19 protein-coding genes and 1 pseudogene are annotated in these 24,098 nt (G+C 59.8%); 8 read left to right on the top strand and 12 right to left on the bottom strand.

Annotated elements, in window-relative coordinates; genetic code table 11:
• Nucleotides 1-98: 98 nt before the first annotated feature.
• The 3 genes and pseudogenes from AD665_RS22185 to glcC all read right to left on the bottom strand — a co-directional run bounded on the left by AD665_RS22185 (nt 99) and on the right by glcC (nt 1,944).
• A complete protein-coding gene (locus tag AD665_RS22185) occupies nt 99-755 on the bottom strand; it encodes an O-methyltransferase (protein WP_024776327.1) in 657 nt (218 codons plus the stop codon).
• 217 nt (nt 756-972) lie between these two features.
• Nucleotides 973-1,180, bottom strand: a pseudogene (locus AD665_RS22190) (helix-turn-helix domain-containing protein); the annotation flags it as partial.
• Entirely contained in the window at nt 1,177-1,944 is a 768-nt protein-coding gene (glcC, locus tag AD665_RS22195; protein WP_024776329.1) for a transcriptional regulator GlcC, read from the bottom strand. The gene glcC and the pseudogene AD665_RS22190, both read right to left, overlap by 4 nt.
• A gap of 234 nt (nt 1,945-2,178) precedes the next feature.
• Between glcC and glcD the strand changes: the two genes are divergently transcribed.
• The 4 genes from glcD to AD665_RS22215 are packed head-to-tail and all read left to right on the top strand — an operon-like array spanning nt 2,179 to nt 6,380.
• Nucleotides 2,179-3,678, top strand: a complete 1,500-nt coding sequence (gene glcD / locus AD665_RS22200; RefSeq protein WP_024776330.1) for a glycolate oxidase subunit GlcD — start codon at nt 2,179-2,181, stop codon at nt 3,676-3,678.
• A complete protein-coding gene (gene glcE, locus AD665_RS22205; RefSeq protein ID WP_024776331.1) occupies nt 3,678-4,739 on the top strand; it encodes a glycolate oxidase subunit GlcE in 1,062 nt (353 codons plus the stop codon). Before glcD ends, glcE begins: the two co-directional genes overlap by 1 nt.
• Nucleotides 4,740-4,742: 3 nt before the next feature.
• Entirely contained in the window at nt 4,743-5,960 is a 1,218-nt protein-coding gene (glcF, locus tag AD665_RS22210; protein ID WP_033033989.1) for a glycolate oxidase subunit GlcF, read from the top strand.
• Between the two features lie 18 nt (nt 5,961-5,978).
• Nucleotides 5,979-6,380: a heme-binding protein gene (locus tag AD665_RS22215; protein ID WP_024776341.1), complete on the top strand. Its 402-nt coding sequence runs from the start codon at nt 5,979-5,981 to the stop codon at nt 6,378-6,380.
• A 268-nt stretch (nt 6,381-6,648) separates the two neighbouring features.
• Here the strand turns inward: AD665_RS22215 and AD665_RS27135 are convergent, their stop codons facing one another.
• From AD665_RS27135 to AD665_RS22245, 7 genes are all read right to left on the bottom strand, one after another.
• Nucleotides 6,649-6,813 carry a DUF3077 domain-containing protein gene (locus AD665_RS27135; protein ID WP_313934373.1) on the bottom strand — a complete coding sequence of 55 codons (165 nt, stop codon included), beginning with the start codon at nt 6,811-6,813 and terminating at the stop codon, nt 6,649-6,651.
• Nucleotides 6,814-7,694: 881 nt separating this feature from the next.
• A complete protein-coding gene (locus AD665_RS22220; protein ID WP_053193758.1) occupies nt 7,695-8,969 on the bottom strand; it encodes an OmpP1/FadL family transporter in 1,275 nt (424 codons plus the stop codon).
• Between the two features lie 67 nt (nt 8,970-9,036).
• Entirely contained in the window at nt 9,037-9,816 is a 780-nt protein-coding gene (locus tag AD665_RS22225; RefSeq protein ID WP_024778762.1) for a thioesterase family protein, read from the bottom strand.
• Between the two features lie 80 nt (nt 9,817-9,896).
• Nucleotides 9,897-11,189: a beta-ketoacyl-ACP synthase II gene (gene fabF / locus AD665_RS22230; protein WP_197677816.1), complete on the bottom strand. Its 1,293-nt coding sequence runs from the start codon at nt 11,187-11,189 to the stop codon at nt 9,897-9,899.
• Between the two features lie 27 nt (nt 11,190-11,216).
• Nucleotides 11,217-14,300, bottom strand: a complete 3,084-nt coding sequence (locus AD665_RS22235) for an efflux RND transporter permease subunit (protein ID WP_053193762.1) — start codon at nt 14,298-14,300, stop codon at nt 11,217-11,219.
• Nucleotides 14,297-15,400: an efflux RND transporter periplasmic adaptor subunit gene (locus AD665_RS22240; protein WP_053193765.1), complete on the bottom strand. Its 1,104-nt coding sequence runs from the start codon at nt 15,398-15,400 to the stop codon at nt 14,297-14,299. The genes AD665_RS22235 and AD665_RS22240 overlap by 4 nt, the downstream gene beginning before the upstream one ends.
• A 74-nt stretch (nt 15,401-15,474) precedes the next feature.
• Nucleotides 15,475-16,098, bottom strand: a complete 624-nt coding sequence (locus tag AD665_RS22245; RefSeq protein WP_024778766.1) for a TetR/AcrR family transcriptional regulator — start codon at nt 16,096-16,098, stop codon at nt 15,475-15,477.
• 92 nt (nt 16,099-16,190) lie between these two features.
• Here AD665_RS22245 and AD665_RS22250 point away from each other — a divergent pair, with 92 nt between their 5' ends.
• Nucleotides 16,191-17,651: an efflux transporter outer membrane subunit gene (locus AD665_RS22250; RefSeq protein WP_053193770.1), complete on the top strand. Its 1,461-nt coding sequence runs from the start codon at nt 16,191-16,193 to the stop codon at nt 17,649-17,651.
• A gap of 115 nt (nt 17,652-17,766) precedes the next feature.
• Here the strand turns inward: AD665_RS22250 and AD665_RS22255 are convergent, their stop codons facing one another.
• Both AD665_RS22255 and AD665_RS22260 read right to left on the bottom strand, forming a co-directional pair.
• Entirely contained in the window at nt 17,767-18,573 is an 807-nt protein-coding gene (locus AD665_RS22255) for an oxidoreductase (protein ID WP_024778768.1), read from the bottom strand.
• Nucleotides 18,574-18,766: 193 nt separating this feature from the next.
• Nucleotides 18,767-19,387 carry a TetR/AcrR family transcriptional regulator gene (locus AD665_RS22260; RefSeq protein WP_024778769.1) on the bottom strand — a complete coding sequence of 207 codons (621 nt, stop codon included), beginning with the start codon at nt 19,385-19,387 and terminating at the stop codon, nt 18,767-18,769.
• A gap of 691 nt (nt 19,388-20,078) precedes the next feature.
• On the opposite strand from AD665_RS22260, the gene AD665_RS22265 reads away from it, so the two are divergent.
• The 3 genes from AD665_RS22265 to gudD all read left to right on the top strand — a co-directional run bounded on the left by AD665_RS22265 (nt 20,079) and on the right by gudD (nt 24,022).
• Entirely contained in the window at nt 20,079-21,119 is a 1,041-nt protein-coding gene (locus AD665_RS22265) for a LacI family DNA-binding transcriptional regulator (RefSeq protein ID WP_024778770.1), read from the top strand.
• A 154-nt stretch (nt 21,120-21,273) separates the two neighbouring features.
• On the top strand, nt 21,274-22,662 hold the full coding sequence (locus tag AD665_RS22270; protein WP_053193773.1) for an MFS transporter: 1,389 nt from the start codon (nt 21,274-21,276) through the stop codon (nt 22,660-22,662).
• A gap of 4 nt (nt 22,663-22,666) precedes the next feature.
• Nucleotides 22,667-24,022 (top strand): glucarate dehydratase, encoded by a 1,356-nt coding sequence (gene gudD / locus AD665_RS22275; protein WP_053193776.1) that lies wholly within the window; start codon nt 22,667-22,669, stop codon nt 24,020-24,022.
• The last annotated feature ends 76 nt before the right edge of the window (nt 24,023-24,098 follow it).

Raw genomic sequence — 24,098 nt, forward strand, 5'->3', positions numbered from 1 at the left:
GAACAGGCAGGCCAACACACTGAGAGGAACCGTTTTGTCGAGCTGAGTGCTGCTCCACTGGAGAGCTACCGATCCTGTCAGCCACCGAGGGACCTGCATCATCCCAGGCGCATCGACACTTCAATGTCATCCGCAAAAGGCACGGAGAGGTAACCACTCTGCGGAGAACGCACGTAAGCCAGGTACTCAGGGCAGTAATCGGTGTTGTCCGCCACCACCAGCGCGCCCGGCCGCAAGCGTTTTTCAACCAGGCTCAGTACGTCGCGGTACAGCGCCTTGGCGCCATCGAGCAGGAGCAGGTCGACCGCCTCCGGGAGGTCGGTGGCAAGGGTCACAAGTGCATCGCCTTCGCGGACTTCCACCAGATCGCTGACACCTCCTTCAACGAAGTGATGACGTGCCAGGGCAATCTTCGAGGGCTCGAACTCACTGCCGATCAGCACACCTCCGCCATTGTCGCGCAGCGCCGCCGCCAGGTGCAGGGTGGACAAGCCGAACGAAGTGCCGAACTCGACGATGGCCCTGGCCTTTGCGCTTCGTGCGAGCATGTACAGCAGCTTGCCGGTATCGCGGGAGACCGGCAGCCACAAGTCCTTGAGCATGCCGTACAGTTCGAGGTATTCGGTCTTGCTGCGCATCAGGCGCTCACGTTCTTCGCTTGGCACCGTATTCAGCACCGGACTGGTGGCCGCGCTGGCCTGGATGTAGAGGCCTTCGATCAGGGTTGCCAGGGGTTCTGTGGTCAAGGTGGTCATGGTTGTCTTCCATCAATAGGGACTGAGATGCGACTGATTCGTCGCATTTAAATGATGCGAGTGATTCGCCCTATTCGCTATTCGCGTTTCCCCACGACGCCCGAGCTGCCCATGACCCGGCACCAGACCGCCCGTATTTCCTCACTCAAGCGGCCACGGCAGGCGCCCTCCAACAAGCGGGCGGAGGCTGCTCCCCAGGCTGCTGTTCAGGTTTTGGTAGCAGCGCCAGGCCGGCCGGCGTCGGTTCCACCCCGCGCTTGCTGAGCTTGGGCAGCGGCGTACCGAATCGTGCCTCGATGTCGGAAAGTCGCTTGCTGACCGCCGAGGGCGCGATGAACGCGGGTTTCGCTGGCCCATGCGATCGCCCCCTCTTCACAGACCAGAATGAACAGGTGCAAGGACAAATGATCCAGGGGCTGCGTCATGCCCACCCCTCGAGTCGCAACGTGGCACGCACCAGGCGTTGCTCCTCACTTTCGATTTCCTTGAGGTTGTCGCAGATGCTCTGGATATGGGCAATGGCGGCCTTGCGGGCCTGCTCGGGAAGCCGCCCGGTTACCGCGTTATAGAGCCTTGCATGTTGACGATCGATTTGCCGCTTCTGCGGCTCGCGGTGGTAGAGGTTGTTGACCGAGGCGAACACGGTGTTGAGCAGCAGGTCCGTCAGTGAGCGCAAGGTCTGCACCAGCACCGGATTGTGCGACGCCTCGCAGATCGCCAGGTGAAACGCATGATCGAGCCGGGCGTGTTCGGAGGGCTCCAGTGCGCGCGTGTGGGCATCGAGCAACGCTTCGTAGCTGCGGGTGATCAGGACGAAATCGGCCTCTGTGCCACGCAAGGCCGCCAACCGTGCGGACTCGCCTTCGAGCAGACTGCGTACCTCGAACAAATCGTAAAGCGTGCGGGGCTGTGAGCTGAACAGGTGCATCAATGGCGACGCAGCACTGTTGCCCGACAGATCGGCGACGAAGGAGCCCTTGCCCTGCTCCGTCTTGATGATCCCGCGCGCGCGCAGCAGCTTCAATCCTTCGCGTAATGCCGTGCGCGATACACCGAGCTTTTCCGTCAGCCGACGTTCCGACGGTAACAACTGCCCCGTCTTGAGCACGCCATCCACGATCAGGCGCTCGATACGCTCGCACACCACGTCGGCCACCTGCAGATTACGACGGGTCTGGGTGTCGTCCATTGCGCCTCCAACTGGTATGACCAGCTTAGCCATGGTGTTCAAGCCGACTTACCACTTATCACAACTTATTGTTTTTAGATGTTTTATTAAAAATCACAAGAAAATAGCCGGTCAAAAACTGGTTCGACCACCTCAACAAGCCATAGACAGTAGATCGCCTCGGACCAATGATGCAAGTCAGCTGCATGCGGAACCTGACCTCAAATAAAAACAACCGAGTGTCGCCGGCCGACTATGAACATTCTCTACGATGAACGCGTTGATGGTGCCCTGCCTGCCGTGGATAAAGCCACGCTGCTGCAGGCCTTGCAGGCGCGCTTGCCGGACCTTGAGATCCTGCACCAGCGCGAAGAACTCATGCCCTATGAATGCGACGGACTTTCCGCCTATCGCACCGCGCCGCTGCTGGTGGTACTGCCCCGCCATCTCGACGAGGTTCGGGGCGTGCTGGCGCTGTGTCATGAACGGCAGGTGCCTGTCGTCACCCGGGGGGCCGGGACCGGTTTGTCCGGTGGTGCGCTGCCGTTGGAAAAAGGCGTTCTGCTGGTGATGGCACGCTTCAACAACATTTTGCACATCGACCCGGCCGCCCGTACCGCACGGGTCCAGCCCGGGGTGCGCAACCTGGCGATTTCCCAGGCGGCCGCGCCGTTTGGCTTGTACTACGCGCCGGATCCCTCCTCACAGATCGCCTGCTCCATCGGCGGCAACGTCGCGGAAAATGCCGGTGGCGTACATTGCCTCAAATATGGTCTGACCGTGCACAACCTGCTCAAGGTCGAGATCCTCACCGTCGAGGGGGAGCGCCTGACCCTGGGCAGTGACGCACTCGACTCGCCGGGCCTTGACCTGCTGGCGCTGTTCACCGGTTCCGAGGGGATGCTCGGGGTGATCACCGAAGTCACGGTCAAGCTGCTTCCCAAACCCCAGACTGCGAAGGTGTTGCTGGCAGCGTTCGACTCGGTCGAAAAGGCGGGCCGCGCGGTGGGTGACATCATCGCTGCGGGTATCATTCCCGGCGGACTGGAGATGATGGACAACCTGGCCATCCGTGCCGCCGAAGACTTCATCCACGCCGGCTACCCGGTGGAGGCCGAAGCCATTCTGTTGTGCGAACTCGATGGTGTGGAAGCCGACGTCCATGATGACTGCAACCGCGTGCGCCAGGTGCTGGAGCAGGCCGGCGCCACCGAAGTGCGCCAGGCCCGCGACGAGGCCGAACGCGTGCGTTTCTGGGCTGGACGCAAGAATGCGTTTCCTGCTGTCGGCCGCCTCTCACCGGATTATTACTGCATGGACGGGACCATCCCGCGTCGCGAGCTGCCCGGCGTGCTGCACGCCATCGCCGCTTTATCGGCCGAGTACGGCCTACGGGTAGCCAACGTGTTCCATGCCGGTGACGGCAACATGCACCCGCTGATCCTGTTCGACGCCAACCAGCCGGGAGAACTTGATCGTGCCGAAGCCCTGGGGGGCAAGATCCTTGAGTTGTGCGTGAAAGTCGGAGGCAGCATCACCGGTGAGCACGGGGTGGGCCGCGAGAAAATCAATCAGATGTGCGCTCAGTTCAACAGCGACGAGTTGACCGTGTTCCACGCCGTCAAAGCGGCCTTCGATCCGAGCGGCCTGCTCAACCCCGGCAAGAACATTCCGACGCTGCACCGCTGCGCCGAGTTTGGCGCCATGCATGTGCATCTGGGGCAATTACCCTTCCCTGACCTGGAGCGTTTCTGATGCACAACGCACTTGATAGGGATGCCAGCGACGCGTTGCTCGAACAGGTCAACCAGGCCCTGAAAAATGCCACGCCACTACGAATCCAGGGTGGCGACAGCAAAGCCTTCCTGGGACGTCCGGTCACGGGCCAGCGCCTCGACACTCGCGCCCACCGGGGCATCGTCAGCTATGACCCGACGGAACTGGTGATTACTGCCCGCTGCGGCACGCCCCTGCGGGAGCTGTCTGAGGTGCTGAACGCCTCGCAGCAAATGTTGCCCTGCGAACCGCCTTCCTTCGGCGACGCCACGGTGGGCGGCATGATCGCCAGCGGACTCTCCGGGCCGCGCCGTCCGTGGGCCGGCTCGGTGCGGGACTTCGTCCTCGGCTCGCGGGTCATCACCGGCCAGGGCAAGCTCCTGCGCTTCGGTGGCGAAGTCATGAAGAACGTCGCCGGTTACGACCTGTCGCGCCTGATGGCCGGCAGCTTTGGCTCCCTCGGGGTGATCACCGAGGTGTCGCTCAAAGTCCTGCCCAAGCCTCGGCAAGCCTTGAGCATCAGTCTGGAAATGGACAGCGAGCGCGCCTTGCTGCGCCTGGCGGAATGGGGCCAGCAGCCGCTGCCGATCAGCGCCGCCTGCCACGACGGCCGACGCCTGCACCTGCGGCTCGAGGGTGGCGAGGGCTCGGTAAGAGCGGCCCATGATCGACTGGGCGGCGAGATGCTGGAGGCCTCGTATTGGGAGGACCTCAACGAACATCGCTTGAGTTTCTTCGATGAGGATCTGCCGCTGTGGCGCCTGTCCGTGCCGCACAACACAGCGTGGCTGCCCTTGCCTGGCAGGCAACTGATCGACTGGGGCGGCGCCCAGCGCTGGCTCAAGTCTGGCGCCGAAGCCGCGTTCATCCGCCGGATCATCGAAGGCGTCGGCGGCCATGTGACCTGTTACGGCCGTGGTCTGATCGACAGCCCGTTCCAACCGCTGCCAGACGCCCTGATGCGTTACCACCGCAACCTGAAGCAACAGCTCGACCCACAGGAAATTTTCAACCCTGGTCGCCTCTACGCGGAGCTTTGAACCATGCAGACAACCTTGAGTGAAGAGGCTCGCCAGTTGCCCCGCGCCGAAGAGGCCGAAAGCATCCTGCGCACGTGCGTGCACTGTGGTTTCTGCAACGCCACCTGCCCGACCTACCAGTTGCTCGGCGATGAACTGGATGGCCCGAGGGGACGTATCTACCTGATCAAGCAAGTGCTCGAAGGCAACCCGGTCACGGCGAAGACCCAACAGCACCTGGATCGTTGCCTGTCGTGCCGCAATTGCGAAACCACCTGCCCTTCCGGGGTCGACTACCACAACCTGCTGGACATTGGCCGCGCCGTGGTCGATGCAGCGGTCGGACGGCCTCTCGGCCAGCGCTTGTTGCGCGAAGGGTTGCGGGCGGTCGTGCCCAACCCGGGCGTGTTCAAAGGGCTGATCGGTGGTGGCCGGATGTTTCGGCCGTGGCTGCCCGACAGCCTGCGCGGCAAGGTGCCTCGCCATGTACCGGCCGCCAAACCGCGGCCGGTGAACCGCCATGCCCGTCACGTGCTCATGCTCGAAGGCTGCGTGCAACCGAGCCTGTCGCCCAATACCAACGCGGCCACCGCCCGGGTCCTGGATCGATTGGGGATCAGTGTGACACCCGTTGCCGAAGTCGGTTGCTGCGGCGCCGTGGACTATCATCTGGACGCCCAGGCCGTGGGCCTGGATCGTGCGCGCCGCAACATCGATGCGTGGTGGCCGAACATCGAGAACGGTGCCGAGGCCATCGTGCAAACCGCCAGCGGTTGCGGCGCGTTCATCAAGGATTACGGGCACTTGCTCGGCAGCGATCCGGCCTATGCCGAGAAAGCGAAAAAGGTCAGCGCCCTGGCCAAGGACCTGGTTGAAGTGCTGCGCGAAGAGCCGCTGGAAATACTGCGCGTGCGCAGCGACCAACGCCTGGCATTCCACTGCCCCTGCACCTTGCAGCACGCGCAGAAACTGGGCGGCGCCGTTGAGGCAGTGCTGACGAACCTGGGTTTCGAGCTCACGCCGGTCCCCGACAGTCACTTGTGCTGCGGCTCGGCGGGCACCTACTCGATCACCCAACCCGAGCTGTCCCGGCAACTGCGCGACAACAAACTCAACGCCCTGGAAAGCGGGCGCCCCGACGTGATTGTCACCGCCAATATCGGCTGCCAGTCCCATCTCGACGGTGCTGGCCGAACACCGGTCCGGCACTGGATCGAGTGGGTAGAAGCCGCATTGCCTTAACCCACCCTGGAGCCTCCCATGAAAAGCAAAGCCGTGCTCGGCCAGAACGAAGTCAGCCGGATTCTCTCGGCCGCCCGCGATGAAGCGAACAGCAACCAGTGGGCCGTCGCCATCGTGATTGTCGATGATGGCGGTCACCCGCTGGCCCTGGAGCGCCTCGATGGCTGCGCGCCCATCGGTGCCTACATCGCCACCGAAAAAGCCCGCACCTCGGCCCTCGGCCGGCGCGAATCCAAAGGTTATGAAGAGATGGTCAACGGTGGACGCCAGGCCTTTTTGTCCGCGCCGCTGTTGACGTCCCTGGAGGGTGGCGTCCCGATCATTGTCGACGGTCAGGTGATCGGCGCTGTGGGCGTGTCCGGGGTCAAGGCCGAGCAGGACGCCCAAGTCGCCAGAGCCGGCGCGCAATGCCTGAACTGAAGTGGACGCAACGGCACCACCGGATTGATCAACCAGCAGTGACGGCGCGGGGTACGTCGAAGATCTGCATACGACGGCTGGTGAGCAGAGCGCACAGATCGCTGTAGGATCGAAACGGCTTTGGCGGAGCTAATGGCTGCGACATCCTTTGCCCAGAAAAAAGAAGGCCCGAACATAATGCTGAACTGAGCCAGCACCAGAGGTTCGGGCGTTATTGACTTAAGTATCTGCGCTCATCATCACGGCGGCAGTGTGCTCCTGTGGACCGTCATGGTCTCGCCCCGTAGAGGTCCACCCCGGATTTGGGCGTAACGGCCATTACCACGCCATTAATGACCGCCTTTCCCAACACCGTGAAATGATGCGCAGCCCAGGCGTGTCGCTCGGTATCGCGTATGAACGCTGCGTCTTCGGCAAACTCATCGGGTACCAATCTCGGTCGCTGAATTTGCAGCGACCTGAGGAAAATATCCCGGTGAAGCGCTGGCCATCAAGATCGTTACGATTAAAAAAACACCGTAAAAAGCACCTCCTACACAACTATCGGAGTTTGCCTACAACCCTGAAAAAAGGTCATCCATTTTATCCAACGGGTCGAGTCCTCTAGCCATACACTCCCGTAACACCGAGCCCTAATCCCGAGGCTACGTCACCTTGCGCCTGTGCCTACAACTAAGCCAGAATCCGCCCGCTTGTGCGCCAGGGGCCCGGCTTCTATTGTCTCCGAGTCGCTGAAAATCAGCGATCGGGTTTAGCAGCCCAGAACCTTTGACGCACAGTGCCACACATATGCCAGCAGGTTTAGAGCCCGCTCATTATGTAATGGCGGTTGTGCGCGGGAGACCTTCGGGTCTGCCGGTTAAGAGGTCCGGTCTGCTAACCCGCGTACAGCCGCCACCCTTTTTTTCGTTTAGCAGCGAGACAAGGCGGCTCCACTACCTCTTAGAGTCACAGCTATGTTTAAAGTAACTCCCAACCCTCCACAAACAGACCCCACCGCCAACGGCCTCGACCCAAAGAAAGTCCAAGAAGCTACCGATAACGTCGATCCGCGCTAGCACCCAGCCTGTAACTTGAGGCCGAGTCGGACTTTGTAACTCTCCTGCCTATAGAGCCGCCGATTCACACCAGCCCGAGCGAGGCCGCCTGTGCAGTGTCCTTCAAACACTGCGCAGGCAACCCATGGCCGACTATCTTCACGGTGTGGGAGTCATCGAACTCAACGACGCCCCGGCGCGGCTCGAAGGCTGCAAACCTAAACGCCGCACCTTCGAAACCCTGCTCCATTCGCAGAGGCGCTCCCCCTTCGCGAATTCAGAACTTATAAGTAACGGACATACCGAACCCACTGGCGCTGTTCTTGTATTTGGAGCTGTAGGCGCCCCTGCTGGCTGAAGCGTCGTTGACCTTCACGCTCTCTTCCCACAGATAGGAGTAAGCGAGGTCGACGGTGACATTGTCCACCGGCGTCCACCCGGCGCCCAAGCTGACCACCGTGCGGTCTCCCGTTGGAATCCGTGGCGAACGGTTGGTGTTGTTGGTGGGGGACTGATCCACCGAAAAGCCAGTGCGCAGCACCCATTGCTTATTGAGCTGGTACGAAGCGCCAATCGCGTGCGCCCACGTGTCGTGCCAGTTCTCCTCTTCAGTAACACTGCTCAACGTGCCGCTCAGCGCCGCAGGCAAGCCGCTGTTCTCGATGGTAATGTCCTTGAAGCGACTCCAACGTGTCCAGGTGCTGCCCAGGTACAGGGTCCAATCGTCATTGAGTTGCTGGGTCACCGAGAAGTCCACGGACTCGGGGGTGTCCACGTCCAGCGAAGCATCGTAGTTTTCACCGCTGAGCCCCAGCAGGGAAAAGACGCCTCCGGTGACTTTGGTCTTGGCATTGTCCAAGTGATAGCTGACCTTGGAATGGTAGGTCATGCCCACCCGCGTGCTGTCCGTGGCCTGCACCAGAATACCGGCGTTGAAACCCAGGGCGGTGTCATCGCCCTTGCTGGTGAGTTTGCCGTCATTGGTACCGGGACTGAAGGGGTTCAGGACCATTGCCGACAACTCACCGCTGATGCGGTTGATGGTCGGACCGAAACCGATGGAAACCCTGTCATTGAAGGCGTAGCTGACCGTCGGTTGGAAGGTCAGTGTCTTGACCTCGCTTTTGTTCGTGAAATAACGACCGGCGAACCCACTGCCATAATCCGTTATCAGACCGAACGGCGCGTAGAAGCCGACACCGAACGCCCAATGTTCATCGATGGGATTGACGTAGTAACCCATGGGCACCGTGACCACGGGCACCATGTCGCCGTCTTGCTGGCCGCCGAATGTGCTGCGCGTCTGGCTGATGTCTGATTTGGCGAACAGCGTTGCAGCGCCCACACTGACCTGTTCTCGCTTCAAGCGAGACATGCCTGCCGGGTTACCGAAAACGGTGCTCGCGTCATCGGCGGAAGAGGATCGACCGGCAAAACCGGTGCCCATCCCACTGATGCTTTGTTCATTGAGCGCAAAGCCGCTGGCGAACAGTTGCGAAGAGGCCAGTGCTACAGCAAGGCCAAGCGGAGTCTTGAGGATCATTTTTTTCATTATTGGATCTCTAGGGTGATGACAGCTAGGTGTTGCAGGGAAAACAGTGGCCTCAGCTCTTTCGGCTTCAAGCGAAAATCGCCACGGTCTGGCGTGCCCACAGCACGCGCAGACCGCTTTCATCCCAGATCTCCATATCCTGGACGCAATAGCCCTCTTGGGTTTGTTGGCTGAACGAATTGATCAGGAACCATTCGCCGACCACGGCAGGTTGCGGCAAGTCGATGGTCCAGGACACCGAACTGATGGCGGCCGGCTCGGTAAAGCAGGTCATGGCCGCGGGCGGTAAGCTGTCGGCCAGCGCGATCAACGCGACGGCCGGATCGACCCCCTGGGCGTCCAGGTGACGCACCCACATCAGCAGTTCGGGATTTTCGGCACCCGACACCGGCAGCGATCCGCCGGCCGGGCGCATCTCGAAGTTGTAGGCGCATGCGGGTGCAACTCGTCTGTCCAGCTCCAGCGTCTGGTACTCGGAGGGCCCGCCCACCGATGGACATTCCCATGAGTCGTGCCGGATCCGACTGGCACGCGGATGGGCAAACAACAACGTCGTGCGTAGCGCCAGTTCATCCCCCGACATGCAGTCAACCGCGACCGAGGTGACCGATCGGCCCTCGCGCAAGACGCTGGTATTGAACGTCTGTGCCTGCGTCACCGGGCCGATGAAGGACACCTGGGCGGACTTGAACGGCGGCAGTTGCCCACCATTCACCAAGCGCACCGCCTGCAACGACAGAGCCGCGGAGAGCCCGCCAAATACGGTTCTGCCCTGCAGCCAATTGGCGGGGGCCGCAAAAGGCCTGTCAGGGTCGAACTGATTGACCAGCTGGGAAAATGAAGTCACGGTCTTTTCCTCTTATGGGAAACTGAACATTCAGAATCGATACTCACGACGAGAACCTACGCAGAACATTTACGTCGTGATCATGGCGCCGACTCCCAACGACGGAACAGAACGCTGGCATTGACGCCGCCGAAGCCAAATCCATTCGAGAGCGCATAGGTGATCGAAGCCTTGCGTGCCGTCAGGCCAACCAGGTCGAGGCCACTAGCGACCTCGTCGGGATTGAGGAGATTCAACGTCGGGGGAATGATCTGGTCCCGCAAAGCCAGCACCGTGAAAAGCGCTTCGATGCCCCCCGCCGCTCCCAGCAAATGCCCCGTGGCCGACTTGGTCGAGCTGATCGCCACGCCTGAGTGGTCGCCGAACACGGACTTGATTGCCGCCAGTTCGCCCTTATCGCCCACCTGCGTCGAAGTCGCATGGGCGTTGATATGCTGTACCTCGCCAGCACTGACACCCGCCTGGCGCAACGCTTGTTCCATGGCACGCCGGGCCCCATTCCCGTCTTCCGGCCCTGCGGTCAGGTGATAGGCATCCGCGCTGGTGCCGTACCCCACCAGTTCCGCCAGGGGCGTCGCTCCGCGGGCGAGCGCGTGCTCCAGCGACTCGATCACCAATAGCCCTGCCCCTTCGGCCATGACAAAGCCGTCGCGATCGCGATCGAACGGACGCGATGCTTCCTGTGGCCGCTCAGCAAACCCGGTGGACAGCGCGCGGGCGGCAGCAAAGCAACCCAGCGTCACCCGGTCGATCGCCGCTTCGGTGCCGCCGCAAATGGCGATATCGGCTTCCCCGCTTCTGATCAGTCGCGCTGCATCGCCAATGGCTTGTACGCCAGCGGCACAAGCTGTCACCGGTGCGCCGAGCGGGCCCTTGAAACCGTTCTGGATAGAGACATGACCCGCGGCCATGTTGGCGAGGAATGACGGTGCGGTGAACGGCGATAATCTACGCGGCCCACGGGCATCCGTGGTCCGTACGGCCTCGGCAATCGCGCCGAAACCGCCGACACCGGAAGCGATAATGGTCGCGGTCCGCTGTTGTTGTGCTTCATCCGTGGGATGCCAGCCTGCCTGCGCCAATGCTTCATGGGCGGCCATGAGCGCGAATTCGATGAAGCGGTCCATCTTCTTGCGCTCTTTGGGCGCAATGATGCGGTCGGGCGCATAACCGGCAACGGGATCCTCTTCCAGTGTCGGCACTTGCCCCGCCACTGCGACGCCGGTGCCCTCACCGATCTCGTCTGGCAGGCTGCGAATGCCCGAACGGCCATCCAGCAACCTGCGCCAGACTTCTTCCGTGCCGCATCCCAGGGGGCCGACAATACCGCCGCCTGTGACTACGATTCGCTTTTGATCATTGGAATTCATCATGAGACCCTCCTGATTCTGAGTCGACGTTCAGTTGGCTGTCTGTGCTTCGGTTCTGGTGTCGGGACGGATTTTGAACCAGATGGCATACATCGCCGGCAGGAACACCAGCGTCATCACGGTTCCACCGAATGTCCCACCGATCAGTGTGTAAGCCAGGGTTCCCCAGAACACGGAATGAGTCAGCGGGATAAAGGCCAGGATGGCGGCCATCGCCGTGAGCAGTACCGGTCTGGCGCGTTGCACCGTCGCCTCTACAACCGCATGGAATGGATCGAGCCCTTCTTTCTGGTTGTGATCGATTTGCCCGATCAGGATCAGCGTGTTGCGCATCAGGATGCCCGACAGTGCGATCAGGCCTACCAGGGCGTTGATGCCAAACGGCTGATTGAAGATGAGCAGGGTCGGCACCACACCAATCAATCCCAGCGGCGCAGTGAGGAACACCATCACCATCGCGGACATTGAGCGGACCTGCAAAATGATGATCAGCAGCGTCAGGGCAATCATGATCGGGAACAGCGGCAACATCGCCTTTGAGGCTTTCCCCGACTCTTCGATCGAACCGGCTTGTTCGATGCGGTATCCGGCCGGCAGTGTGCTGATGATCGGCTGCAGCTCGTCCAGGATTTTCGTGGAAACGTCCGGCGGCTGCAGATCCTCGGCAATGTCCCCGCGTACCGTGATGGTGGGCGTACGGTCACGACGGCGCAGGACCGGATCTTCCATGCGCACCTCGACACTGCCGATTTGCGACAACGGAACCCGCTGGCCGGCCGAGCCCACCAATGTGAAGCCCTGGATTTTTGCCGGATCGAGGCGGATATCGCCCGCTGCACGCCCCACCACTTGCACGGAGCGAATGTCTTCGCGCACAAACGTGATCGGGATACCCGACAGCAGGAACTGCAATTGCTGGCCGACCGTACTGGACGTCAGCCCAACCGCCTGCAACCGGTTCTGGTCCAATGAGAAATGCAGTGTCGGTATGCGCGTCCCCCAGTCGGTGTTGACGGTCCTCATCATGGGACTTGCCCGCATGACAGCCTCGACCCGGCCGGCAATCTCACGCAGCCTGGCGGGATCCGGGCCCATTACCCGGTAAGCGACAGGAAAGGGAGAATATGGACCGAACACCAGTTGAGTAACCCGCACACGGGCTTCAGGCGCGAGCCCGTCAGCCACCGCTTGGCGGAGACGGTGCTTGAGGGTTTCACGCTCCTCCTGGCTACCTGTCAGCACCACCATTTTGGCGAATGACGGATCGGGTAGCTCCGGCGCCATTGCCAGGTAGAAACGCGGCGAACCCTGTCCGATATAGGACGTGACGATTTTCGCTTCGTCCTGCTTTTGCAGCCAGGCTTCAATGCTGGCCGTCGCCGTGCTGGTCTGCTCTATGGAAGTGCCGTAAGGCATCTGCACTTCAATCAGTACTTCGGGGCGATCAGAGGCGGGGAAAAACTGCTTCTTGACCAGGCCCATGCCAAGGATGGCTACGACAAAAAAGCCAATCACCGCCCCGGCCACCAGCCATTTGCGAGCAATGACACGTGTCAGCAATCGGCGAAAACGATTGTAGCGAGGTGTGTCATAGATGGCCGCGTGGCCACCCTCGACTTTTTTGACGTGCGGCAACAGCTTCACACCCAGGTAAGGCGTGAAGGCCACAGCGACCACCCAAGACGCGATCAGGGCAATGCCCACGATCCAGAACATGTTGCTGGTGTACTCGCCCGCGGACGAGTGCGCGAAGCCGTTGGGCATAAAGCCGACAGCCGTCACCAGCGTACCGGCGAGCATGGGGGCGGCGGTATGGCTCCAGGCATAGGCCGAGGCCTTGATCCGGTCGTAGCCCTCCTCCATTTTGACCATCATCATTTCGATGGCGATGATGGCGTCGTCCACCAGCAGGCCCAACGCCAGGATCAGTGACCCCAGGGTGATGCGGTCGAAATTCTTGCCGGTGGCGGCCATCACCATGAACACCACAGCGAGAGTCAACGGCACGGCCGCCGCCACCACCACACCCACATGCCAGCCCATGCTGAGGAAACAGACCAACATCACCACCAGCAACGCGACGAAGAACTTGATCATGAATTCGTCGACGGCCGAACTGATATTCACCGACTGATCGGTGACCTTGGTGAACGTCATGCCCAGCGGCATGCCGTCGTTGATACTGACCGTCTCGGCATCCAGGGCCTTGCCCAGGTCCAGACCGTTCCAACCTTCGCGCATCACGATACCCAGCAACAGGGCGGGCTCGCCTTTGTTGCGGACCAGAAAGGTTGCCGGGTCTTCGTAGCCACGCTCCACCGTCGCAACATCCGAGAGCTTCAGCGCCCGCCCCTGCACCACAATCGGCGTATCGCGAATTTTCTCAAGCTTGTCGAACGCGCCATCCAGGCGCACGAATACCTGCGGTCCCTTGGTGTCGATCGAGCCGGCGGGCGTCAGCACGTTCTGACTGTTCAGCGCGGCAAAAATGTCCTGGGGGGAAAGCCCAAGCGTTGCCAGCCGATCATGGGAGAACGACACGAAGATACGTTCGGACTGCTCGCCGATGATGTTGACCTTTTTCACCCCCGGCACATGCAGAAGGCGCTGGCGCAACGACTCGGCATCGCGGGCCAGCAAGCGCTGCGGCTCGCCCTTGGCCTTCAACGCAAAAAGCGCAAAGGTCACGTCCGAAAACTCATCGTTGACCATCGGCCCGATGACACCGGCCGGCAAGGTTTTCGCCTCATCCGCAATTTTCTTGCGGGCCTGGTAGAACTCTTCCTGCACTTCCGCTGGCGGCGTGGTGTCCAGCAGCGACACCATGGTGAACGCCAGCCCAGGCCGCGTGTACGTTTCCGTGCGGTCGTACCACTTCAGTTCCTGCAGGCGCTTTTCCAACGGCTCGGCGACCTGATCCTGCATCTCCTGAGCGGTAGCCCCCGGCCAGGCAGAAATGATCGTCATCTGCTTGACGGTGAAGGGAGGATCTTCCGCACGCCCCAAGCCGAAGAACGCCAGGACACCGGCAACCGTAATCAGAAAAATCAGGAAAAGGGTGATCGATCGCTCACGAACGGCAAGGGCCGAGAGATTGAAACGCCCCTCGCTCATGGCTGATTCCCCTTGGCGACAACCTGTTCCTGTTCCGCCACCCGAACCTCATCGCCGTCGTGCAGCAAATGCGCGCCCAAGGCCACGATCTGTTCGCCCTGCTTGAGGTTGCCAACGACCGTGGCCGTGTCATCGCCCAGGCCGAGGAGCTGGACCGGACGCCACGAGACTTTTGCCGGTTCGCCGGAAAGCGCCCATACACCGGGGCCTTCACCCGCGTCAAAAACAGCCGCGACAGGCACTTGCAGCGCCTGCCCCGGCGACTTTTCCTGGGCGATATCAAGCGTGACGGTCGAACCGAGCGGCGCATTGGCCAGCTCCCCTTCCAGCACGTACCTGGCCTCGAAGGTGCGCGTTACCGGGTCGGCGGCATCGGAAAGCAGCCGCAGCTTCGCAACAGTGGCTACCTTGCCGTTACCGTACAACGTCGCCTGGGCCACCGAGCCCACGGCCGGGCGCAGCGTTTCGGGCAGATCGACGCTGGCTTCGCGTTGTCCGGCGCGTGCCAGCTTGACGACTGGCTGTCCCGCGCTGACGACTTGGCCGGGTTCGGCCAGGGTATCCATCACAACGCCATCGGCGTCGGCCAGCAAGGTCGCATAGCCCATGGCATTGCTTGCCACATCGGCCTGAGCCTGCGCAGCACTGAGCTGCGCCTTTGCCGTGTCAGCCGCAGCCTTTGCCTGGTCGTATGCAGAGGCCGAGATCGCCCCTGCCGCCACCAGCTCGCGATTACGAGCTTCGTCATCCGCCGTCTGCTTGGCTTGCGCCCGTGCAGCGGCCACTGCCTGCTGCTGCGCACGCGCCTGCAGACCAAGGTCGACCGGGTCCAGGCGCATCAGTGGTTGACCACGCTTGACCGTCTGGCCGGCATCCACCAGACGCTCCTGGACCTTCCCCGACACTCGAAAGCCAAGGTCGCTCTGGACGCGAGCGACCACAACACCAGTGAACGAACGTGCGATGTCGACCGAGTTCTCGACGCCCGCGACCCTCACCAGAGGGGGCTGGGTGCGTGCGTCGACGGCAGTCGATGAATTACCGCACGCCGCCAGGACGAGAGGCATTAAGCAGACGGCAACAGGTTTTAGCCGAAGCATGGTTCGCTACTCAATAAATAGAACAGGAATGCATATTCAGTCTAGTGACCAATGATGTCAACAGTCACAAAATATCAGAACGACTGCGCTGAAAGGCTGCGTAACATCAGCGTCGATAGAAGCGCTACCGCCGACGAGGCCGTATCAAGGTTGTATTGCAGTTGCACGGGATTGGCGTAAGGCTTCATGATCAGGTGGATCGCCAGGACGGCTTCATCCAAAGGGGTTTTCCCCTCGAACTCCCCGGACTCACGCCCCTCCAGGACGATTTTCCGGATCAGTTGGCGCAAGCGCTCGTCATGCGCCTGCGCAGGAAGCCACTGCTCGCGAGCGGCAACAGCGGCAATGTCGTAGAGCTTGCGATCATGAAAGAACAAGTCACTACCCGCCTCTGCCAGCGCCCGAAACAGACGCTTCAACTTCTCGGAAGCCGTCGGTGCATCCTCGATCGCTGCATCCACAATCGCCATGATCATGACCAGACGATTGCTACAGATCACCTCTCCGATCGCCTGCTTGGAATCGAAAAATTTATAGATATAGGCCTTGGAGAAGCCGATGGTCTTGGCAATGTCGGACACGGTGGTCTTCTCATATCCATAGCGGCCAAAGTGCAATGTGGCAGCCTCCACGACTTGATCGCGGACACTATGGTCTGACGGCCCACGTATCTGGGGTGCATGCATGTGTTTGGTCATTTTTCCAGCTTAGCCCCATGCATCTCCATTGACAACGAGTGACCAATCGGTAATATCGTCACGAACAGTAACTGGCTAAACCTGGAGTCTTCATGCCTTCCCTCCGTACGCTTGCTCTGCTTGTGAACACCAGCTTAATGGCGGGCTGCGCGGTTGGACCGGACTACCAGCGTCCGGACGCTCCGCTGTCGGATAGCTACCAGGCTCAATCCGCCGTTCAACAAAGGACGGCAGCCCGCACGGCAAACTTTGCCAACTGGTGGGAAGGCTTCGGTGATCCATTGCTCAGTGACTTCATCGCCAAGGCGCTTGCGCAGAACCTCGATCTGGCCCAGGCCTCCGCACGGGTCGCCCAGGCTCGCGCGGGGCTTGGCGCGGCAACCGCTGCCCTGTTGCCGTCGGGCAACATCAGCGGACAAGCCGCACGCGCCTATCAGTCCGTCGAAACGCCAATGGGCCAGGTGCTCAACTCGACGCCTGGCTATGATCGCTATGGCAATTTGTATGAACTGAACCTCGGCGCAAGCTGGGAGCTGGATGCGTTCGGCGGCCTGCGTCGAGGCCGCGAGGCGGAACTGGCCGAATACCAGGCGTCCGAAGCCGGCTTCACCGCGACGCGCCTGGCCGTCGCCGCGCAGACTGCGGACATCTATATCACCTTGCGTGGCCTGCAGGCCCGGCTGGCCATTGCCAATCGACAGGTCAAGACCCAACAAGACCTGCTGGAGAAAGTACAACTGCTCCACGGCAAAGGGCTGGCCGCCGAATTTCAGGTTCGCCAGACCGAGGGGGCGCTTGCGCAGGTTCAAGCGACAGTGCCGGTCCTCAACACTGGTCTGGATGCTGCGATGAACGCACTGGACGTCATCCTCGGCACCCCTCCCGGCACCCACCGGGCTCAATTGGCTGAGACGGGGACGATTCCTCAGGCACCGCAGATTACCTCAGCCGGCACGCCAGCCGATCTGCTGCGCCGCCGGCCAGACCTCATCGTGGCCGAGCGTAAACTGGCGGCGTCCAACGCCCGGATCGGCGTGGCGATCAGCGAGTACTACCCGAAGTTTTCGCTCGGCACCTTGATCGGCAGCGCGACAGCCGTTTCCAGCGGTCATCTGTTTTCCAGCGGGGCCAGCCAGGCCTCGGGGGTCCTGGGGTTGCGCTGGAGGCTTTTCGATTTCGGCCGTATCAACGCGCAGATCGATCAGGCGAAAGGAGAGGAAGCCGAAGCGCTTGCCGCCTATCGCCAGTCAGTGCTGCGTGCCACCGAAGACGTCGAAAACGCCTTCTCCGCGCTGGTCAACCGCGAGGCGCAGGCAACAACCTTGGCCGGAGGTGAAAGCGCTTTGACCCGTGCTCGGCAGTCGTCCTTCATCGCTTATCAGAAAGGCTCGGCCAGCCTGATCGACGTCCTGCACGCCGATGAAACACTGCTGCAGGCATCCGACGCCAGGGCCCAGGCCCAGACAGAATCGGCACGTGCAGCGGTCGCGGCATTCCGGGCGCTCGGTGGCGGCTGGCAGCCGATTGAAACCCAACCCGTGGCTACGCGCTGAAGCAATTCCCCTCCCCGGTCCTCCTGCTGTTCAGCAGGGAGCCGGGCTGGCCGAGCTTTCCGGCTCGGGAACTGCACTCGAGGCTTATCAGTCACCACCACCCGAGTGCATACATTCAGCTCAGGCCAAATGTTTTTCTCAGGCTGGAGTCGACCGGGCCAGCCGGCATGAAACGGCGCAGCTTGCGCAAAAGAGAGGCCTCGCCTTTAGGCGTGCGGCGCATTTTCCAAGCGCCCAAGGCAGCCTCGACAATCGTTGCTGCTACACCGTCGGGACCTGGTGCGCCCTGGACACTGTTGATGATCGCGCGGGTCACCGCATCGCGGTCTTTGTCATAGGCCGGGATTTTGTCAGTCGCTTGCGGCGCGTTGAGATCCAGGTTCGTCCTGGTGAATGACGGCTCGACGAGCACCACGCGAACACCGAACTTGCGAACCTCATGATCCAGAGTCTCGGACATCCCCTCAATTGCGTGCTTGGATGCCGAGTAGAGGCCCATAAACGGCGCAGGAAGAAAACCCAGTACCGAACTGATGTTGACGATTCTTCCCGATCGCTGCTCGCGCATATGCGGCAGTACGGCTTGTGTCGTACGCAAGGCGCCCCACACGTTGGTATCGAACAACGATTGGGCTTCGGCGATCGACGTTTCTTCCACCGAGCCCACCAACGATCCGCCCGCGTTATTGACCAGCACATCAATGCGTTTGGCCTGAACGATCACAGTCTCGATTGCGCGCTGGACAGAAGCATCGTCGCGAACATCCATTTCGACAAGCTCGACACCTGGCAATAGGTCCGATGTTGTAGCGCGGCGTACGGTGCCAAACACCTGGCAACCTTGCTCGACAAACAATTGCGCGACAGCACGTCCAATGCCAGATGAAACACCGGTAACAAGGACAACTTTAGCGTTCGACATAGCAGTTCCTCTGGCAGGGATCGAGATGCTCACTCTGTACCCAGTAACCATTTTAGTCAATGGTCACAAACCAAAGATAAGAATTCCTCACCGAGGAGCACAGCGTTATCCCGTTTCGATCAAATCGACGCGACGCATGTTGTGATGAATACGCTGCTGCAAGTGCAGCTGGCTGCGCTGGTACCGGCGCGACTCAAGGCATCAGGCTACGCAGGACCAGATTGGCGATGCTCGTGGACGCGTCTTCGACGCCATCAAGGCTGTATTGCAACAGCAAAGGATTGATGTACGGACGCAACGCCAGACAGATCGCATTGACCGTTTCATCCAGAGGGGTCTTGCGTTCGAACTCGCCCAGCTCACGCCCATCAGAGACGATCTGACGCACAAATGCCTGAATGCTGGCTTCGTAGAACTGGGCGCAAGGCCAGCTCTCTGACGCCGCGGAGGCCGCAAGATCGTAGAGCTTTCGGTCGTTGAAGAACAGGCTGACACCGGTGACGACCGCGGTCTTCACCAAGCGACGAAAGCGCTCGGTGGGGGTGATGGACTCTACGCTGATAGCCTCATCCACTGCCGCAACAATCGTCTCCAGGCAATTACTGCAAATGGCTTCGCCGATCGCCTGTTTCGAATCGAAGAACTTATAGATGTAGGCCTTGGAAAAGCCAATGGCCTTGGCCAGGTCCGAGACCGTGGTTTTGCCATAGCCGTAGCGGCTGAAATGCTCATTCGCCGCAGCGACAATCTGGGCCCGGATTTCATGGTCGACGGGGCCACGGACGTTGCGCGAAGGGAAGGATGATTGATTCATGGCGCCAGCTTACCTGTCCCCCTATGGGGTGACAAGCAATGACCAAAATACAATACAGTCACAAAACCAATTCCTCATAGCCCCTCATCAGCCCAGTTTTAAGCTTTTACCGGCAATGTCGTCTGTCCTATTGATCAAGCCAACACCGCGATACAGTAAGCTCGACGGAAGTTTCGTTACCCGCACAGTCGTCGACATGACCTGGGACAAATGGGCTGTTGGACGGATCGCAATGTACACTCGGCCTGAGGGCCGGACAAATCGGTCGCGGTGGGAGCGGAAGTTGCCGGCCCCACGCTCATGTCCGTACGGCCCCCCTTCTCCTGCAACTCATCATCCGACATCAAGCGCACCTACTCGACTGCCATGGTCACACCAGTGAAGTTGCTAATTGTTAAGAGCTTGCGTACACCGCCGAACAGAAGCGCCTGTTTCCCTTTCAAGCTTGTGCATGACCGGTCTAATTGCATGCATAAGGATTCGGGGCGAGCCAGACCTCATAGCTCAAACACTTGGCGAATATCAACGTCGATGGGTGTCCACCGTGCTGAAAAACTGCGATGGACAAGCAGGAGACCTTCGGCAGGCAGCAATCGGCAGAGCCAGTCAAATACCTAACGCCATGGTGTGGCTGCGAAAAGCCCGTTAACATCACGAATTGTTCTTATCGTGTTGTGACGTAGGGTGCTTTGTGGCCAAGAAGTCGAAACGTGAGATTGCCTCCGCCAATGGCAACTTTGAAACTCCCCTCACCGTAGCTGATGTAGCGCTTAAAGCGGGAGTTTCGCCTATTACCGTTTCGCGCGCCTTGCACCGACCTGAGCTGGTAAATGATGTAACCAGGCAACACGTTTTGGAGGTTGTGCGCGATATGGGCTATGTGCCCAATCTTTTGGCCGGCAGTCTGGCCTCAAGCAGAAGCAGGCTGGTTGCGATTGTGCTTCCGACCATTGCCAATTCCATATTTGCTGGCACCGTACAAGCCATCATGGATCGGCTGACCGAGGCAGGCTACCAATCGCTCCTGGGCCCAACTGGATATTCGCCGGAGAAAGAGGAAATCTTGCTTGAAGCCATTCTGGGCCGACGTCCAGACGGTATCGTCCTGACCGGTACTCTCCACACTGAAGCCAGTCGCAAACGGCTTGCATCAGCAGGCATTCCGGTCGTTGAGGCCTGGGACCTGAGTGAAACGGCGTTGGACATACAAGTCGGGTTTTCTCATGAAGCCGTCGGAAAGCTGGTTGCCGACCACTTTTTCGCAAAGGGTTACCGGCGATTTGCGGTTATCACCGTGGATGATCCAAGAGGTATTCGACGCTGCAATAGCCTGATTGAACGGTTGAAGCACTATGACCTTCACGACGTGCCTGTTGAAATTTTACCCCTGCCCGCGACGTGGGAAGTTGGTAGAGAAGGTTTTCGAAGGCTCCAGCAACATGAAGTCGCCCCCCAACTTGTTTTCTGCAGCTCAGACACCGTGGCCTTGGGCGTGCTCGCTGAAGCGGCGAGTCAAGGTATACGAGTTCCCCAGGATATCGCCGTACTCGGATTCGGTGACATCACGGACGCTAAATTCGCCTACCCTGCGCTCTCCACCGTCAGTGTCAATTCCGCAACGATGGGCCAAAGGGTCGCCGAAGCCTTGCTCAAAAGATTTTCTGGCGCCGATGCTTCATCCGCGACCCAGATAAATACTGGCTTCGAGCTGATCGAGCGCGCCAGCACCTGAAAAATTTTTCGAAAACACGCTAAACGGCACTTGAATGATAGCGCTATCTGCTTATGATAGCGCTATCGTTGTACGACAACCTACAACGACTATGGCGATCATCGCCAACCTGACAGGTGTACCCGCACAAAAACAACTAGTGGGAGCGTCAACCATGCAAGACCGCAAGAAAACCCGCGTCCGCTATTTGATCTTACTCATGCTATTCCTGGTGACGACGATCAACTATGCCGACCGCGCCACCATCTCCATCGCGGGTTCCAGCATTCAGAAAGATTTGGGACTCGATGCAGTGACACTCGGCTACATCTTCTCTGCATTTGGCTGGGCTTATGTACTGGGCCAGATCCCCGGTGGCTGGCTCCTGGACCGCTTCGGTTCCAAAAAAGTCTATGCCGGAAGTATTTTCACCTGGTCGCTCTTCACCCTGTTGCAAGGTTATATCGGCGAATTCGGTATCTCTTCCGCCATCGTGCTGCTGTTTCTGCTGCGCTTTATGGTGGGCCTGGCCGAAGCACCTTCGTTCCCGGGTAACGCACGGATCGTCGCCTCGTGGTTTCCGACAAAAGAACGCGGCACCGCCTCTGCGATCTTCAACTCGGCGCAATATTTCGCTACGGCGCTCTTCGCACCATTGATGGGATGGATCGTTTATACCTTCGGTTGGCAGCACGTATTCATCGTGATGGGCGGACTGGGCATCGCCTTTTCGATTCTTTGGCTGAAGGTCATCTACAGCCCGAAGGATCATCCTCTTATCAACGCCGCAGAGGTTCACTACATCGCTGACAATGGCGGTCTGATTGATCTTGATGACCCAGGCAAGAAAAAAGACAGTGGACCTAAATGGGATTACCTCCGCCAGCTACTGACCAATCGCATGATGGTTGGTATTTACTTGGGGCAGTTCTGCATCAATGCCCTGACCTACTTCTTTCTGACTTGGTTTCCGGTCTATCTCGTGCAAGAACGAGGCATGACGATTCTCAAAGCCGGCATCATCGCCTCGCTCCCCGCGATCTGCGGATTCCTGGGTGGCGTGCTGGGTGGCGTCCTGTCAGACATGCTGCTGCGCCGTGGCAATTCACTCAGTGTGGCGCGCAAGACCCCCATAGTGGGCGGCATGCTGTTGTCGATGAGCATGATTATCTGCAACTACGTCGATGCTGACTGGATGGTGGTGTGTTTCATGGCGCTGGCATTCTTCGGCAAAGGCATTGGTGCACTCGGTTGGGCGGTCGTCTCGGACACTTCCCCCAAACAAATAGCCGGCCTTTCGGGCGGTCTGTTCAACACGTTCGGCAATTTGTCATCAATTTCAACACCCATCGTGATCGGCTACATCATCGCCGCAACCGGCTCTTTCAAGATGGCTCTGGTATTCGTTGGAGCGAACGCGCTCCTCGCGGCAATCAGCTATCTGTTCATCGTCGGCGAAATCAAACGTATTGAACTTAAAGGGACTTCAGCGGAGCCAAGCCACGCCGAGGAAACCTCGTCAGTACAAGCAACTGTCCTGCATCCAACTACAAGAAAGGTATGACTTGATGGAAACTTCGATCCAACATCAACCCGCCCATGGCGCACCTGTCATCACGGAGCTGAAGGTCGTTCCCGTTGCGGGCCACGACAGTATGCTGCTCAATTTGAGTGGTGCTCACAGCCCTTTTTTCACTCGCAATGTCCTGATCATCAAGGACAGCGCTGGTCACATTGGTGTCGGTGAAGTGCCGGGCGGCGAAGGTATCCGCAAGACCCTGGATGACGCTCGCGACCTGCTCATTGGCCAGTCCATCGGCAATTACCAAAGCCTGCTGAACAAAGTGAGAAGTGCGTTCGCTGACCGCGACGTTGGCGGACGCGGGCTGCAGACTTTTGACCTGCGCATTGCCATTCACGCAGTAACAGCGGTCGAGTCGGCATTGCTGGACCTGCTGGGTCAACATCTGGAAGTTCCTGTCGCCGCCCTGCTCGGCGAAGGACAACAACGCGATGCTGTCGAGATGCTGGGCTATCTGTTTTATGTCGGCGACCGCAAGAAAACTGACCTGGCATATCGTTCGGAACAGGCTTCCGATAGCGAATGGTTCCGCCTGCGTAACGAGGAGGCACTATCACCTGAGTCGGTGGTTGCACTCGCAGAAGCTGCCTATGATCGCTACGGCTTCAAAGACTTCAAGCTCAAAGGAGGCGTGCTTCGCGGCGAAGAGGAAATTGCCGCTGTCACGGCATTGTCGGAACGCTTCCCTGACGCACGCATCACCCTTGACCCCAATGGCGCATGGTCGCTGAAAGAAGCCGTGGCATTATGCCGGGACCAGCACAATGTGCTGGCCTACGCAGAAGATCCCTGTGGTGCGGAAAACGGCTACTCCGGTCGGGAAGTCATGGCTGAATTCCGACGCGCGACGGGGCTGCGCACTGCAACCAACATGATCGCCACCGACTGGCGGCAGATGGGTCATGCAATCCAGTCGCAGTCCATCGACATCCCGCTTGCAGACCCTCATTTCTGGACGATGCAGGGATCGGTTCGAGTCGCGCAGTTGTGCAATGACTGGGGCCTGACCTGGGGCTCTCACTCCAACAACCACTTCGACATATCGCTGGCGATGTTCACTCATGTTGCCGCCGCCGCGCCCGGCAGCATTACAGCCATCGACACCCATTGGATCTGGCAAGACGGTCAGCGCCTGACCAAGGAGCCGTTGCAGATCAAAGGCGGATTGGTGCAAGTGCCGAAGAAGCCTGGCTTGGGTGTCGAGCTGGACTGGGACGAGCTGGCGAAAGCCCATGAGATCTACAAATCACTGGGCTTGGGTGCACGCGATGACGCTGTAGCTATGCGCTATCTGGTGCCTGGTTGGGAATTCAACAATAAGCGTCCTTGCATGGTTCGTTAATCGAACTTTGCAAAAGGCCCGACTCTGCCCTCCGTGGAGTCGGGCCCAGCCTACCTCTGGCAAGTAGTACACGTCG

Origin of the sequence: Pseudomonas corrugata, assembly GCF_001269905.1 — a bacterium.
Lineage (GTDB): Bacteria > Pseudomonadota > Gammaproteobacteria > Pseudomonadales > Pseudomonadaceae > Aquipseudomonas > Aquipseudomonas corrugata.

What these genes read in the sequence shown, in the direction of transcription:
- glcD (WP_024776330.1), top strand. Translation starts at nt 2,179, where the DNA reads ATGAACATTCTCTACGATGAACGCGTTGATGGTGCCCTGCCTGCCGTG.
- AD665_RS22255 (WP_024778768.1), bottom strand. Translation starts at nt 18,573, where the DNA reads ATGTCGAACGCTAAAGTTGTCCTTGTTACCGGTGTTTCATCTGGCATT.
- glcF (WP_033033989.1), top strand. Translation starts at nt 4,743, where the DNA reads ATGCAGACAACCTTGAGTGAAGAGGCTCGCCAGTTGCCCCGCGCCGAA.
- AD665_RS22240 (WP_053193765.1), bottom strand. Translation starts at nt 15,400, where the DNA reads ATGCTTCGGCTAAAACCTGTTGCCGTCTGCTTAATGCCTCTCGTCCTG.
- AD665_RS22220 (WP_053193758.1), bottom strand. Translation starts at nt 8,969, where the DNA reads ATGAAAAAAATGATCCTCAAGACTCCGCTTGGCCTTGCTGTAGCACTG.
- glcE (WP_024776331.1), top strand. Translation starts at nt 3,678, where the DNA reads ATGCACAACGCACTTGATAGGGATGCCAGCGACGCGTTGCTCGAACAG.
- fabF (WP_197677816.1), bottom strand. Translation starts at nt 11,189, where the DNA reads ATGATGAATTCCAATGATCAAAAGCGAATCGTAGTCACAGGCGGCGGT.
- AD665_RS22185 (WP_024776327.1), bottom strand. Translation starts at nt 755, where the DNA reads ATGACCACCTTGACCACAGAACCCCTGGCAACCCTGATCGAAGGCCTC.
- AD665_RS22260 (WP_024778769.1), bottom strand. Translation starts at nt 19,387, where the DNA reads ATGAATCAATCATCCTTCCCTTCGCGCAACGTCCGTGGCCCCGTCGAC.
- AD665_RS22215 (WP_024776341.1), top strand. Translation starts at nt 5,979, where the DNA reads ATGAAAAGCAAAGCCGTGCTCGGCCAGAACGAAGTCAGCCGGATTCTC.
- AD665_RS22245 (WP_024778766.1), bottom strand. Translation starts at nt 16,098, where the DNA reads ATGACCAAACACATGCATGCACCCCAGATACGTGGGCCGTCAGACCAT.
- gudD (WP_053193776.1), top strand. Translation starts at nt 22,667, where the DNA reads ATGGAAACTTCGATCCAACATCAACCCGCCCATGGCGCACCTGTCATC.
- AD665_RS22270 (WP_053193773.1), top strand. Translation starts at nt 21,274, where the DNA reads ATGCAAGACCGCAAGAAAACCCGCGTCCGCTATTTGATCTTACTCATG.
- glcC (WP_024776329.1), bottom strand. Translation starts at nt 1,944, where the DNA reads ATGGACGACACCCAGACCCGTCGTAATCTGCAGGTGGCCGACGTGGTG.
- AD665_RS22250 (WP_053193770.1), top strand. Translation starts at nt 16,191, where the DNA reads ATGCCTTCCCTCCGTACGCTTGCTCTGCTTGTGAACACCAGCTTAATG.
- AD665_RS22235 (WP_053193762.1), bottom strand. Translation starts at nt 14,300, where the DNA reads ATGAGCGAGGGGCGTTTCAATCTCTCGGCCCTTGCCGTTCGTGAGCGA.